This window comes from Nocardia vinacea NBRC 16497 (genome assembly GCF_000308835.1).
Classification (GTDB): domain Bacteria; phylum Actinomycetota; class Actinomycetes; order Mycobacteriales; family Mycobacteriaceae; genus Nocardia; species Nocardia vinacea.
Window position 1 is genome coordinate 1 of the sequence record NZ_BAGN01000372.1, and the last position, 12959, is coordinate 12959.

General features: G+C 69.4%; 10 protein-coding genes. 5 read left to right on the top strand and 5 right to left on the bottom strand.

Going from position 1 to position 12959, the window contains the following annotated elements; translation table 11 throughout:
- From ON44_RS34785 to ON44_RS34795, 3 genes are all read left to right on the top strand, one after another.
- Window positions 1–770, top strand: a 770-nt coding sequence (locus ON44_RS34785; RefSeq protein WP_040698597.1) for an AAA family ATPase, incomplete at its 5' end; no start/stop codon positions are given.
- A gap of 41 nt (window positions 771–811) precedes the next feature.
- Window positions 812–2578, top strand: a complete 1767-nt coding sequence (locus ON44_RS34790; protein WP_040698598.1) for a VWA domain-containing protein — start codon at window positions 812–814, stop codon at window positions 2576–2578.
- 177 nt (window positions 2579–2755) lie between these two features.
- The gene (locus tag ON44_RS34795) at window positions 2756–4234 is read left to right on the top strand and encodes a PIN-like domain-containing protein (protein WP_040698599.1); all 1479 of its coding nucleotides are present in this window, start codon (window positions 2756–2758) and stop codon (window positions 4232–4234) included.
- Between the two features lie 35 nt (window positions 4235–4269).
- On the opposite strand, the gene ON44_RS34800 is transcribed toward ON44_RS34795, so the two are convergent.
- Window positions 4270–5031: a hypothetical protein gene (locus tag ON44_RS34800; protein WP_157187427.1), complete on the bottom strand. Its 762-nt coding sequence runs from the start codon at window positions 5029–5031 to the stop codon at window positions 4270–4272.
- A gap of 583 nt (window positions 5032–5614) precedes the next feature.
- Between ON44_RS34800 and ON44_RS34805 the strand changes: the two genes are divergently transcribed.
- Together ON44_RS34805 and ON44_RS34810 are read left to right on the top strand one after the other, a co-directional pair.
- The gene (locus ON44_RS34805; protein ID WP_157187428.1) at window positions 5615–6466 is read left to right on the top strand and encodes a hypothetical protein; all 852 of its coding nucleotides are present in this window, start codon (window positions 5615–5617) and stop codon (window positions 6464–6466) included.
- Window positions 6467–6553: 87 nt separating this feature from the next.
- A complete protein-coding gene (locus ON44_RS34810) occupies window positions 6554–7003 on the top strand; it encodes a hypothetical protein (protein ID WP_040698602.1) in 450 nt (149 codons plus the stop codon).
- A gap of 95 nt (window positions 7004–7098) precedes the next feature.
- Here ON44_RS34810 and ON44_RS34815 read toward each other — a convergent pair whose 3' ends face one another.
- From ON44_RS34815 to ON44_RS34830, 4 genes are all read right to left on the bottom strand, one after another.
- Window positions 7099–8487 carry a cutinase family protein gene (locus ON44_RS34815; protein WP_040698604.1) on the bottom strand — a complete coding sequence of 463 codons (1389 nt, stop codon included), beginning with the start codon at window positions 8485–8487 and terminating at the stop codon, window positions 7099–7101.
- 29 nt (window positions 8488–8516) lie between these two features.
- Window positions 8517–9512, bottom strand: a complete 996-nt coding sequence (locus tag ON44_RS34820; RefSeq protein WP_040698606.1) for a C40 family peptidase — start codon at window positions 9510–9512, stop codon at window positions 8517–8519.
- A gap of 7 nt (window positions 9513–9519) precedes the next feature.
- Window positions 9520–10542, bottom strand: a complete 1023-nt coding sequence (locus tag ON44_RS34825; RefSeq protein ID WP_040698608.1) for a replication-relaxation family protein — start codon at window positions 10540–10542, stop codon at window positions 9520–9522.
- Window positions 10543–10581: 39 nt separating this feature from the next.
- Window positions 10582–12959: type IV secretory system conjugative DNA transfer family protein (locus ON44_RS34830; RefSeq protein WP_040698609.1), on the bottom strand; the 2378-nt coding region annotated here is incomplete at its 5' end.

Genomic DNA, 12959 nt, shown 5'->3' on the forward strand with positions numbered 1-12959 from the left:
GGCAGGACTACCACGTGCGCAAGCTGGCCGGGCGCGCCGATGTGGATGTGTTGGTGACCATGCGGGCGGCCGAGGTGCCGGTGCTGCTGTACGGGCCGCCCGGAACCGGGAAGACCTCGCTCATCGAGGCCGCCTACGGTGACCTGCTGACCGTGCAGGGTGACGGGGACACCACGGTCGCCGATTTGGTGGGCGAGTACACCCAGAACCCGGACGGCACTTTCGTTTTCGTGCACGGGCCGCTGGTCCGGGCTATGCGTGAGGGCCGGGTGCTGTTCATCGACGACGCGACCCTCATCCCGCCGACCGTGCTGTCGGTGGTGTATCCGGCGATGGACGGCCGCCGCGAGATCGTGATCAAATCCCACGGCGGCGAGGTAGTGACGGCCGCGCCCGGGTTCTTCGTGGTGGCCGGGCACAACCCCGGAGTGCACGGGGCCATCCTGTCGGACGCGTTGTCCTCCCGGTTCGCGTTCCAGGTGCAGGTGGGCAGCGACTACGACCTCGCCGCCCAGCTCGGGGTGGAACGGCGGGCGGTGAAAGTGGCGCGCACGCTGGCCGACCGGCAGGCCAAAGGCGAAATCGGGTGGGCACCCCAGCTGCGCGAGCTGCTGGCGTACCGCAAGATCGCCGCCGCCACCGACTTCGCCACCGCCGCCGCCAATTTGGTCGGAGCCGCCCCCGAAGAGGACCGCGACATCGTGGCCGCCGTGGTGAAAGCCGTGTACGGCACCGGCCACGCCCCGCTGGCCCTCGGCCCCCGCATCTGACCAACCGCCATCCGCCCCGCCCACGAAAGGCACCGCCTGCCATGACCGGCCACGTGATCACCACCCCGGCCCCCGCCGCCCCGACAACCGCCCCCACCACCTCGGCACCCGCGCCCGCTGCCCCGACACCCGCCCGCACACCCGCCTCGGCCTCTGTGCCTGTCACCGGCGGATGGGTAGCCCTCTCCGCTGCTATGACCGCCGAGGCCCCGCCGATCGCCGACCGCGAGGACCTATCGGTAACGATTGCCCCCGGTGCTGCTTTCGGGCACCCGGCGGTGTTCATGCCGGGCCGCGCGGCCATCGAACTCGACGGCACCCGCCTCAAGATCGACCCGGCCACCGCCCGCCCCGAACGCAACAGTGACCGCAACCGCTACCCGGCGGTGTGGGGCGCGCTGGTACACGAGTGCGCCCACGCCAAACATTCGGCGTGGAACCCGCCGCCGGTGGCGCACCCGGGGGTGGTCGATGCCGCGATGCTGCTTGAGGAATCCCGGATCGAGGCCGCCCAGGTCCGCCGTCGCCCCGACGACCGGCATTGGTTGCGTGCCAGCACCACCGAGATCGTGATCGGGGACAACGGCGGCGCGATCGCCGCCGCCCAGATTCCCCCCACCCCCTACAACGCCGCCCGCAACGCCGCCCTCATCCTGGCGCGCATGGACGGCGGTATCCTCGATGCGGCCGAATGCGCGCCCGCCGCTACCGCGATCGAGGCGATCCTCGGCACCGACACCCTCGACGAATTGCGCGCCATCTGGCGCGAGGCGCACACCGTGGCCGACAACGACACCGCCGCCATGCTCGAGCTCGGGCAGCGCTGGCTCGACATCGTCGGCCCCGACCCCCACACCGACCCCGTACCGTCCTCGCCACTGGGGGCCGCGATCGGCGACACCGTGACCAACATCGGCAACGCGGTAGCCGCCGCCCCGGTGGAACCCGATCCCGCCGAGATCGCTGCCGCCGCCCGTGAGGCGGCCGAACGCGACGCGAAAGACGCTGCCTCGCAAGCTCGTGCGGTGTTCGGCGACGGGACGGGCCGGGGCCGGACCGCGAGCAGGCGAAAGACCCGGCCCGCACGCCCGGCCGAGCACACCGCTGCCCGGGTGCTGGCCCGCGTCCTCAACACCGCCGCCACCCGGGAACGGGCCACGGTGAAAACGACCTCCGCGCTGCCGCCGGGCCGGTTGCGGATGCGCGGCGCGCTCGCGCGTGAGGCCCAACGCGCGGCCGGGGCGATGCCGACCGCCGAACCGTTCACCCGCACCACCCGCAAAACCGTTCCGCTGCCGCCGTTGCGAGTCGGCATCGCGTGTGACGTGTCCTCCTCGATGGGCGACTACGCGGCCCCGGTGGCCTCGGCCGCGTGGATCATCGCCCGCGCGGCCGAGCTGGCCACCATGCCCGCCACGACCGCGACCGTGACATTCGGAGCCTCGGTCAAACCGATCACCTACCCCGGCACCGCCCCCGCACAGGTCACCGAATTCACGTGTCCGGATTACCACCACGTCATCGACATCGCTGTCGAGGCCCTGCACGGTGCCCTCGACCTGGCCCACCCAGGCGCGACCCGCTTGTTGGTGATCATCTCCGATGGCCACTACACCGGCGGTAACCGCCGCCGCGCCCAGCAACGCCTCGACACGCTGCGCACCACTGGATGCGCGGTGCTGTGGCTCGCACCGGCCGACAGCGACCCGAACCCGCTGACCGGGGTGAACGTGCACCTGATCACCGACCCGGCCACCACCGCCGCCGCCATCGGCCGCGCCGCCACCGCCGCCGTACGGGCCGCCTGACCCCGTTACCTGACCCCCTGTTGCCCCGGGTGCCCACCGCACCCGGGGCAACAGGGGGTCAGGAAAACGAACAGCCGCCCCGGCCCCCGAACACCGGTTCGCACACCGCAGCACCGACACGAGACGACATCGTGACCGAAGCAGAGAAGTGTGTGGCAGAGCCGTAGGCTCGGCCGAGTGTCGAACTCCTCTCGCGCTAAGAAGCAATCGAACGATCCCGTCGGAAGTTCCAGCTTCCGAACCGAATTCGCGGGCTACTATCCGCCGACCGACGACGAACTGAAACGTTTCGTTGTCGAGGGTCTCGTCGTGCTCGACACAAATGCGGTGCTGGACCTGTACCGTTTCACCGACACCACCCGCGAGGAATACTTCGACGCGCTGGCGCTTCTGGGCGAGCGGCTCTGGATTCCGAACCGGGTCGGTGAAGAGTTCCACGACAACCGGACCACCGTCATCCGCGAGCGTCAAGACATTCGAGACGCGATCAGCGTCCAGCTGACGGTGCCGATCGAGGTCTTGGTGGCAGCCATTGCCGTCCATGCTCAGCGCCATGGCCTCGACGGACTCGCCGCCGCCGACACCGTCCACAAAGGTGTGCTCGCCGCCCTCGAACCGGTGATTCGTGACATCGAAGGAACCGCCGGTGGTGTCACACCCGACCCTGACGCCCACCCGGACTCGGACCCGATCCTCACAAAGATCTGCGCGCTGTTCGACGGGAAAACCGGGGCCGCACTCGACGAAAAACAGTCCGCTGGCGCCCAGAACGCTCACAAACTTCGGATGGCCGGGCACATCCCACCGGGCTACCGTGACAGCAAGAAGGCTGAGCGTTCCATCGGTGACTACCTCGTCTGGAAGCAGACGATCACCGAAGCAACTGAACGGAAGTTGCCGGTGCTGCTGGTCACCAACGAGAAGAAGGAGGACTGGGTGTTCCGCGACGGCGGATACACCGTGCCCCGGGTTGAGCTGGTCAGGGAGATGAAGCAGACGGCCGGGTGTGAATTCCATCTGGTCGACGTAGAGACTTTCCTGGCCTTGGCGAAAAAGTATCTCGCCGCTGAGATCAGCGAAGCAGCCGTTGATGAAGCAGCTCGCGTCAGCGACGTGGCAGCCGCAGCAGCGGAACAGGAGATAGCGAGTACGCGAACCGCTGCAGTGAACCAAGCATTCGCCCGTTTCGACACGACCGCTGCTGCCCGCGAAGCACTCGCCGGTCTGAACACGACCGCTGCTGCCCGCGAAGCACTCGCCGGTCTGAACACGACCGCTGCTGCCCGCGAAGCACTCGCCGGTCTGAACACGACCGCTGCTGCCCGCGAAGCATTCTCGCGTTTCGACACGACCACAATGATCCGCGACATGATGGCCAGAGCAATTTCGGGTTCCGACCTAGCAGGGACTCGGACCAAGGCGCTGCCGTCCTCGACGCAGACAGAGAAGGCTGCCTCAGCGGAGCCAGCCACCAAGCGCGCCGCAGCAAAGAAGCCCGGAACCAAACACCTACGCACAGCTCTAGCTGAATCCTCGACGCCAACAAAGAAGGCGGCGTCAGCGGAGCCAGCCACCAAGCGTGCCGCAGCGAAGAAGCCCGGTAAAAAGACACGCAACTCGGGCGAGGTACAGCGAGGTACCGAACCAGCCCAATAGTGACACTGCACGTCCGGTGAGTATTGGCCGCGAGGTCATCGCAACCGGACCGGGTCTGTCGCGCGGTCCCGAACTTTCCTACCGAACGCGGCGAGCGACTGCCGGACTCGGTGAGTCCTTCTCGTCGTGTACCACTGGTCGATCGAAGCTTGAATCGTGCGCACGTGCTCGTCGGTGACTGCGACGATATCGGTTGGACGGCCGGTAGTTTCAACGATCCATCGGTCGACGGCGCGCCAATTGGGAACCCGTGCCACCAAGGGGTTGCCCGTGACCGGCCGGATCTGGGGGAGTACCGCTCGGTCGCCGAGTCTGGCGTAGAGCATCCGCTGCCGATCGACGCGCCATGAAGGGTTTTTCAACGCGATCCAGGTCAGCGCGGACCACGCCAGGCCGATCCAGTACAGGACGCCAGCCACCACGCGGATCCAAAGGCTGCTGTCGAAGAACTGGTAGCTGACAACCGTGACGAACACGATGGGGAAGAAGGCGCGAGTCAACATTCGCCACTGGCGGGCAATTTCCTCCGGGGTCATCTGAACGGCGTACTCGGCTGCCAGCCAGCGGCAAGCCAAGTCGTGTTCCAATGTCAGCGCTTGCGGGCAGGAGTCGCCGAGCCGCTCGACCTCGGCTGCATACTCGTCGACCTTCTCGCGTCGCCGCCGAATCGTCTTGCTACCTCGTGCGCGCACCTCTACCCGGTGCTTCCGATAGTTGATGTGCAGGGTGCCCGCTGCGAAGATCGCCATCACAATCGCGATCGCCAGCATCCCCCACTGAATCGGACTCGCCTGCATTTCCCCGCTCCCCCCAAAAGGCCCAGTGGCATTATGCCTGACGAAGCAGCAGGCACAGCCCAGAGCGCGATTCGCCAGATCAGCGCTGTGGTGGGCAGCAGCGCTGCGCCGCGATGGGCGGCCGAAAAGTTTTGCGCGAGTACGCATGTCTGGTCCAGAAGTATCGACCTCGTGTACCCGGACCAGCATCGCCGCCGATGCTTGCGCTGCCTTGAACAGGATGCGCCACAGCGAGTGCGGTCACGCTGTGCAGGTCTGGCTCGACTGCACAACCTGACCTCTGCGAGCTCGGCTGGCGTGATTCCCGCGGCGAGGCCACCGACGTAAGTCTGCTGTCCTCGCCGGAAGAATTGCCCGCGAGCCGAATTCCTCTCGTGCTGTTCGCATTTCGGAAACGGACGAGAGGAATTCGGGCGCGGAATTTTGTTTTCACGTTCCGCTTGACATCGGCCCCGGTATCGAGCGTCCATGGAAACGGGAACGACACCAAACCCCCGGGGATTTCGCCCCGATCGGTGTGGTTTCCGTCCCGACCGGGATATCACCCGAATTCACCCGAACCCAATTGTTGGAGGGACCTGTCATGTCCAAAAAGAAGAACACCACCACCGCGCGCCCGGCATCTGCCGCGTCCGCCCCGGATGCCGTCCCTGCCGCCCCGGACAGCGGTTCGGGGGTGGCGGGTGCGCCCGTCCTGCGCACCGGCACCGACCGGGCATTGTGGGCAGCGCTGGGCACCAATCCCGGCACCACCACCGCCGTGTTGGCGGACGCGTCGGGGATCGGGTTGTCGACCGCGCGGCGCGTGCTGTCGGGGTGGGAAACCGCCGGGGCCGTGCTGTCCCACAGCGACGCCACATCGCCCCGGGCCGCCAAAACCTGGATTGCGGCCGAAACAGCCCCGGAACCGACCACGGCCGAATCCGCCGGGTCGGAACCGGGCACCGGGGAATCCGCCGCGCCCGAACCAGTCACCCCGGAACCGGCCCCGGCCGAACCCGCCGCGCCAGAGCCGATTTCGCCCGCACCGGTTATCCCCGAACTGCCCGATCCCACTGACGAGCAGCAGGCACACGCCGACCCCGACACCGACGCGCCCGCCGACCCCGGACCCGACACCGCGCCGGACGCGGCGGTCGCTGCCCCGACCGACGGCGATCCCGTCGACCCGGCCCCGGTGACCCCGGTCCCGGCCGATGACGCGGCAACGGCCGAGCAGGAGTCGGTGCTGCGGTTGCCCGCTGGTGCGTTGCGGGGACAGGTCGAGGATTTCCTGCGCGATCACCCGGGCGAGGAGTACACGCCGCACCAGATCGGCAAAGTCCTCGAACGTTCGAGCGGCGCGGTCCACAACGCCCTGGTCACCCTCACCAAGGGCGGGACCGCTCGCCAGACCAGCACGGCCCCCAAACGATTCACCCTCGCATCGGCCTGACCGGGCGATGCCGGGATCCCCGGAGCTCGTATCTCCGGGGAGTCCGGCACCGCTCCCACAATCTATCTCTGTGAAAGGTGCTCGACCATGTTCACCACTTCCAACTCGGCTGTCATCGCAGCGGAGCTGCACCGCGTGTTCGTCAACTCCCCCCACGCCACCGACAGCCTCGGGCTGTGGCTGGCGGTCTCGGCCGAGGCCGAACGTCAGCTCCGTGTGCCCGTCGACCCGGCCCTGGTGCCGTGGGTGCCGGTGTTCATGCGCTACCGGCTGCTACGTACCGAGGGCGAGTTCTTCCCGTTCACCGGCTCGACGCGGATCATGACGGGACCGCTGACCGGTACCACCTACACCAACCCCGACCATGCCGCCCGCGCGGTCGTCGGCGCGACCCCCGCCCCGCTGACCGGCCCCGCCGGGAACGGTGACGAGACCGACACGGCCGAGTTGCGGAGGCCGATGCCGTCGTGGCGGTTCCGGGCCACCGGTGCCCCGGCCGCGAAGACCCTGCCCGCTGTGCCCCCGCTCATCTCCTAGCCCGCCTACACGCTGAAACGGCCGGTGGGGCCGAGCAATTGCTCGGCCCCACCGGCCGTTTCGTTGTCTGGCTGTGGTGGTTGGTGTGGCGGGGGCTATTTCGTGCGGTCGATGGCCTGTTCGATCCAGTCGGTCAGTACGGGGGCGGCGGTGTCGTAGCCGGTGGCGGGGAACGTGGCCGTGTCGCCGTTCTGGGGGGCCGGATCGCTGGTGCCCGCGCCCGTGCGGGTGGTGTTGTAGGTCTGGGTGAGCGTGGGGAACTGGGTGCCGGTGAACGCGGTGGCGGTGGCCGAGAGCAGGTCGGCCGCGATCGGTGCTAGTCCCGTCAGTGCCAGGAAGGCGGCGACGGGGTCGCCGTCGGCGAGGGTTTCCACGGCGGTCCAGGTGATCTCTTGCGCCAGGCCGATGTCGGTGGCGATGCGGGTGATGTCGAGTCCCGCGAGGACACCGACGATCTCGGCGGCGATCGTTGCCGCGCCGGTGGTGTCCAGCGGTGCGGCGATCTTCAGTGCGCGGGCGACCAGGCGCAGGTCGATTCCGGCGGCCAGCTCGACCAGCGGGTTGAACTGGTTGTTGAGGTCTCCGGCAACGCGGTGCAGGCCGCGCAGGTCGCCGCTGGCGAGCAGGCCCGGAATCTGGGCGAGGTCGGTGACGATGGCGGGCACGTTCGCCGTGAAGCTCGATAGCCCGTTGAGGACGGTGACCACCTGCGCGAGAACCTGTGAGGCGCTGAGCTGCCCGGTCGAGGTCGTGGGTGGTGTCGTCGTGGTGGGTGTCGTAGTCGAGGCCCGCGCCGGGGCCGAGGTGGTCGTGGTCGAGGAGAGGACGCGGCTGACCGCGGCGAGGACAGGGGATGCCTCGGGGGTGGTCGAGCAGTAGCGGTCGTCCTCGGCGCAGAGCGTGCGGACCCGGTCGGTGAGTTCACCGAAGCTCTGCGAGCGCGGGCCTGTGACGCCCTGCCCGGAGACGGGGGTGCCGAGCTCGGTGGTGGCCGGGTCACGGCGCGGGTCAGAGACCAGCGCGACGGCCACGACCCGCGAGGCTGGGATCGGGCCTTGGTTGTTGCCGATGGTGGTGGCGAGGTCACCGGCGACCTCGGCGCCCGGGGCGTAGCCGGCCAAAACCACTCCCGTGTCCGAGCACAACGCCGACAGCGCCGTGGTGAGTTCCTGTCCGCTCGCGGTCCCGGAACCGGTTATCGGTGCGGTGAGGGTGCGGACCTCGATGTCGCTGCCGTAGCGCGCGGTCAGCGATTCCCCGACTCGGGTGAGGATCCCGACCGGGGCCTGCTCGGTGGTCGTGGTCGTCTCGTAGGTGCCCGGGACCAGTAGCGCGGTCCAGCGCGGGCACTGCGCGCCGGTCGGGCCGGGGGGCGGGTCTGCGGTGGCGACACCGGCCGTCACGGTGGTGGTGGCGATGGCGGCGCATAGCGTCGCGTGGGCGATGCGGCGGGTGCGGGCGGTCCGATTGTGGTTGTGGCGCATGAGTTCTCCTTGTCGGGGTGGGGTGGCGGTTAGGGTGCGGCGCGGGAGTCGGCGTGGGCGGGTGACGGGCGGGTAGCGGTGTAGTAGTCGGGCCACCGGTAGGACGAGATCTGGACGGGCTCATCGAAGGTGGGTGCGTGGACCATTTGTCCGCTACCGAGGTAGATGCCGACGTGGTGGACGTCGGCGGCGGTGCCGTAGAACAGCAGATCGCCGGGCGCGAGTTTGTCCTCGGAAATGGTTGCGCCGGTGTGGACTTGGTCGTAGGTAGTGCGGGGGATGGAGATCCCGGCTGCCCGGTAGGAGGCTTGGGTGAGTCCTGAGCAGTCCCAGCCGCCGTTGACCTCAGGTCCGTTGCCGCCCCACACATACGGCAGCCCGAGCTGGGCGCAGGCGAAGGAGATCACTTGCGCGGCAGCCGGATTCGTGGGTGCCTCGGTGTGGCAGTCGCCGTCGGTGGTGTCGGTGGCGCGGTAGCGTGCGGCCTGGTCGAGGACCTGGTCGACGTACCAGTCGGCGTGGTTGTAAGCGAAGATCGCCGCACGCAGGTCGCCGGGTGCACCGGAGTCGCACAGGTAGTACGCCGCAGCGTGCACGGTGTCGGAGGGGTTGTAGCGCGAGGGCGGGCTCGCGCCGCCTGCGGGAAGCCGATGCCGGGCGGTCACCGACTCGAAGGTCGAGGCCAGGAACTGCATCGGCCCGGCGGCACCGGACGCGTTCTCACCCGAGGACACCCCGGGAAGTGGTGAGCGGCCGTGGTCGGTCTCGATCTTGCCGATCGCGGCCAGCACCGACCAGTCCAGCCCGGCACAGTCCCCGGCGGCAGCCTGGTACAGCACGAGCATCTCGGCTGGGATGTCCTGGCGGGCTTCGGCACTCGGGACCGACCCGGTGCCGGTCGAGGTCCCCGGGGCAGGCGCGGTCAGCGATTGGTCGAAGACGACGACCGTGGTGACCACGGCCGCGATCACGACCACGCAGAACACGACCGCCGCGCAGCCCGCCCCGAGTGCCTTGACCAGCATCGCTGTCTCACCAGAATTCGGAGGCCGGTGGGCGCGGTGGGGGTGGCGCGAGGATGACGAGCCCGTTCAGTGATGCCGAGGTCTGCTCGGTGTCGACGCTGGTGGCTGGCGGGGTCTGTCGGGGCCAGGCGGTGGTGAGTTCGTGTAGGCGCCTGCGGTCGGAGTCGGTGTCCAGCGGTAGCCACACCTGATCGGCGGGGCTGGCCTCGGGAATCGAGCGGAGGAGTTCGGCGGCGGCCGTGGCGACGGGTACGGCCTCGGGGTCGGGCAGTCGTTGCCAGGTCTGGCGCAGGGCCTCACGGGCATTGGCTTCGCGCAGCATGGTCGGCACCCACAGCAGGACCGGGGTGATGACGCCGGTGGTGCGGGCCAGCTCGCCGTAGCCGTGCAGCTTGGCCGCGACCCGGCTCAACGTGGTGGAGGCGAGGTCGTATTCGAGGAAGAAATCGAGCGTGGCCTCGGCGTGGGTGTAGCGGCCGAAGGCGTCCGGTCGTGCCAGGTCGCCCCACAGCCGCTGGCAGCGGGTCTGCGACCACCACGCCTGCACCTGGGCCTGTTCGCCGTGCTCGTCACGGGGTGCGTGGGCGGTGAGGGTGGCGAACCAGTCACTGACGCCGAGGGTGTGAGTCAGGTGCAAGCTGTGAGCGACGGCGAGGGTGCGCTGATGGTTGTAGCCGAGCTCGCGCGGGGTGATACCGGCCTCCGCGGCGAGCACGGCGGCTCCGGCTGGTGCCAGCACCCAGTGCACGGGGGCGCTGCCCCGGGTTCGCAAGGGCCGGAACCGTTCCAGGACGCCGTAGCCGTGCAGCAGGGTCAGGCGGCGCAACGCGATGGCGGGGGTGGGGAAGGCGAGTGTGGCGAGCTGGTTGGTGGTCAGGACGCGGTGCTCGTGCAGCATCCGCAGGATCCAGCGGTCGCGCTCGGTCAGCCGCGCCACGAGCGCGGTGGTGTCGACCGGGCGGGGTCGTACGGTGCGGCGCTCGGGGCGGGGTGCGCGTCGATCCGCTTGGCGGTCAGGTCGAGAGATCATCGGTGCAGCAACCTTTCTCGGATAGGGCGGGTCGCGTGGCTAGGGCTGGCGAGGGTCGTGCCGTGCGGGATCTGGCCGCTCGCCCCGGTCGAGGTCGGGTGTGCCCCCGGGCTCAGGTGTGCGTGCCGGTGTGGTGAGACGGGCGCGGGCAGCGGCGGCGATCTCACGGGCACGGCCCGGGATCGGCGGCTTGAGGGGCCGGGTAGTGAGGGTGAAGGGGCGCGCGTTACGCCCGTCGACCAGCAGGCGGGCGGCAGCGTGGAAGGCGTCCAGGTGAGACAGGTCGTGCTCGGACAGCCACGGGTCGGTATGGCGGGCCAGCTCGCGGGCATCGTCGGGAGACACGGCGAAAACGATCTTGTTGCGGGCGTTGGCCGAGATGCCATCGCGCAGTTCGCGCGAGAGCTGGCCCAAGTTCTGATGTGCCAGCAGCAGCGACAGGCGCAGTCCGCGGGCTTCGGCGAGCATGTCCTCGATCGGGGTCGACAGGTTGAGGAAGTTCTGCGCCTCATCGAGAACGAGAGCGGCGTCAGGCCGGTCGGCAGCGGGAACCCGAGCACGCGCGGTGACCGCCTGCCAGGTGCGTGCCACGAGCAGCGACCCGACCAGACGTGAGGTCTCTTCTCCGAGTGAGCCTTTCGGCAGCCGTGCCAGGCAGATGCCGCCGTTGTCGAGGATGTCGGCGAACTCGACCGTCGAGGGCCCGCCCGCGATGGCCGAGCGCACGAACGGACGCAACAGGAACGCGCGCAGCTTGTTCAACAGAGGGCCGGTGAGCTGAGCGCGGCCGGTGTCGGACAGTTGTTCGTAGCCATCCCAGAACCCGCGCAGGACCGGGTCTTTGGTGGTGCGGGTGACACGGGCACGGAACGCTGGCTCGGTGAGCAGACGAGGCAGATCCGCCAGGGTCGCGGTGCCGGGTTGGGCGCACAGGGTGAGCAGGCTCGCGCGCATGATGTCGTCGGTGCGGGGCCCCCACCATTGGTGAAAGATCCGGTGGAACACGGTGACCAGGTTGTCGACGGCCAGATCCATTCCCGCACGCCCGATCCGGCCGATATCCAGGGGGTTCACACACGGTGGCGCGCTGGGTGAGTCGGCGTCGAAAAGCACGACCCGCTCACCCATGCGCGAAGGCAGCCGAGACAGGACGTCGGTGACGAGGTCGCCCTTCGGGTCGATGACGATCACTCCGCGTCCGGCGTCGGCGTCGTCGAGGATCGTGCGTGCCAGCAGGGTGGACTTGCCGACGCCCGTGGGGCCGAGGATGTGTAGGTGGTGTCGGGCATCGGAGATCTTGACTGCGACCGGGCGACGAGTACCGGTGTCGGCCATCCCCAGCGGTTTCGTGTACGCCCCGCCGACGGGGATCTCCGGGGCAGGCGACAGGGCGCGGGCTCCGGCGCGTTGTAGGCCGGGCAGGCCGTCGTCGGTGGGCAGATGCGCGATCGTGGCGAGCTCGGGCACCGATAGCACGTCCCCGCGCCCGAGACGCCGGTGTCGGATCAACGTGGCCAGGCGCAGGCGGCGACGCCGCCGGTAGTAGTTGTGATCGGTGCACGCCCCGAACACCGTGGCCAGAGCGTCGGCCCGGCCGCGTGCCACCGCCCGCGCCTGCGCCCTTGGGTTCGTGTCGTCGGGGTCGTCGGAGACCGGGATGGACGCGGCGTAGCGCACCACGGTTTCCCAGTGCGCGCCACGCGCTTTGGCTGCCGCCGCGCGGGCGGCGGCGCTGTACTCCATCACGGCCTGGCGGTCGCTGGCCCGCCCCTCGCTGACACTCCCAGCCCGGGTCGGTCGGGCCGTGGTCGTGCCGGGGGTGAGCAGGTTCAGCGCCTCGCGCAGCAGCCCGACCAGGATCCCCGCCGGGGCCCCGGTGCTTGCCGCGGCGCGGGTGGCTCGGGCGACACGGCGGCCGGTGACCGGGCGAGCGAGGATCTGCACGCACGCGGCTTGGCCGGGAGACAGATCGTCGGCGGCGGTGATCAGGTCGCGCACGAGATCACCGGAGTGGTCGGTACTCAACGGCAACCCTTCACGCTGCCCCAGCCGCAACTCACCCCCGACCACGATCCGCGCGACACCACCTGCCGGTGTCGGTAGCGGCGGACGGGCGAGCTGGCGGGTGTCGGTGTGCGCGCCGGGCCAGGCCGAGGCGACCGCGCGTTCGATCAATCCCGGTGGGATCGCTCCGGGTACCCACAGCCTGATCGCGGCACCCTCCTCCGGCGTGACGGTGTACTCGAATCCGATATGCGGTTGTCCCAGCAGCACCCGTGCCCAGGCAGGGCGCAGCTGCCCGATCAGGTGCGCCCAGAACGCCAGCGCGCCTTTGGCGTCGACCTCGGGTGGGGTGAGCACGGTGATCTGGCGAGCGCGCGCACTCAGCCGGCGCCGACGCCACTGACCCAGAACCT

What these genes read in the sequence shown, in the direction of transcription:
- ON44_RS34790 (WP_040698598.1), top strand. Translation starts at nt 812, where the DNA reads ATGACCGGCCACGTGATCACCACCCCGGCCCCCGCCGCCCCGACAACC.
- ON44_RS34805 (WP_157187428.1), top strand. Translation starts at nt 5,615, where the DNA reads ATGTCCAAAAAGAAGAACACCACCACCGCGCGCCCGGCATCTGCCGCG.
- ON44_RS34815 (WP_040698604.1), bottom strand. Translation starts at nt 8,487, where the DNA reads ATGCGCCACAACCACAATCGGACCGCCCGCACCCGCCGCATCGCCCAC.
- ON44_RS34820 (WP_040698606.1), bottom strand. Translation starts at nt 9,512, where the DNA reads ATGCTGGTCAAGGCACTCGGGGCGGGCTGCGCGGCGGTCGTGTTCTGC.
- ON44_RS34825 (WP_040698608.1), bottom strand. Translation starts at nt 10,542, where the DNA reads ATGATCTCTCGACCTGACCGCCAAGCGGATCGACGCGCACCCCGCCCC.
- ON44_RS34810 (WP_040698602.1), top strand. Translation starts at nt 6,554, where the DNA reads ATGTTCACCACTTCCAACTCGGCTGTCATCGCAGCGGAGCTGCACCGC.
- ON44_RS34800 (WP_157187427.1), bottom strand. Translation starts at nt 5,031, where the DNA reads ATGCAGGCGAGTCCGATTCAGTGGGGGATGCTGGCGATCGCGATTGTG.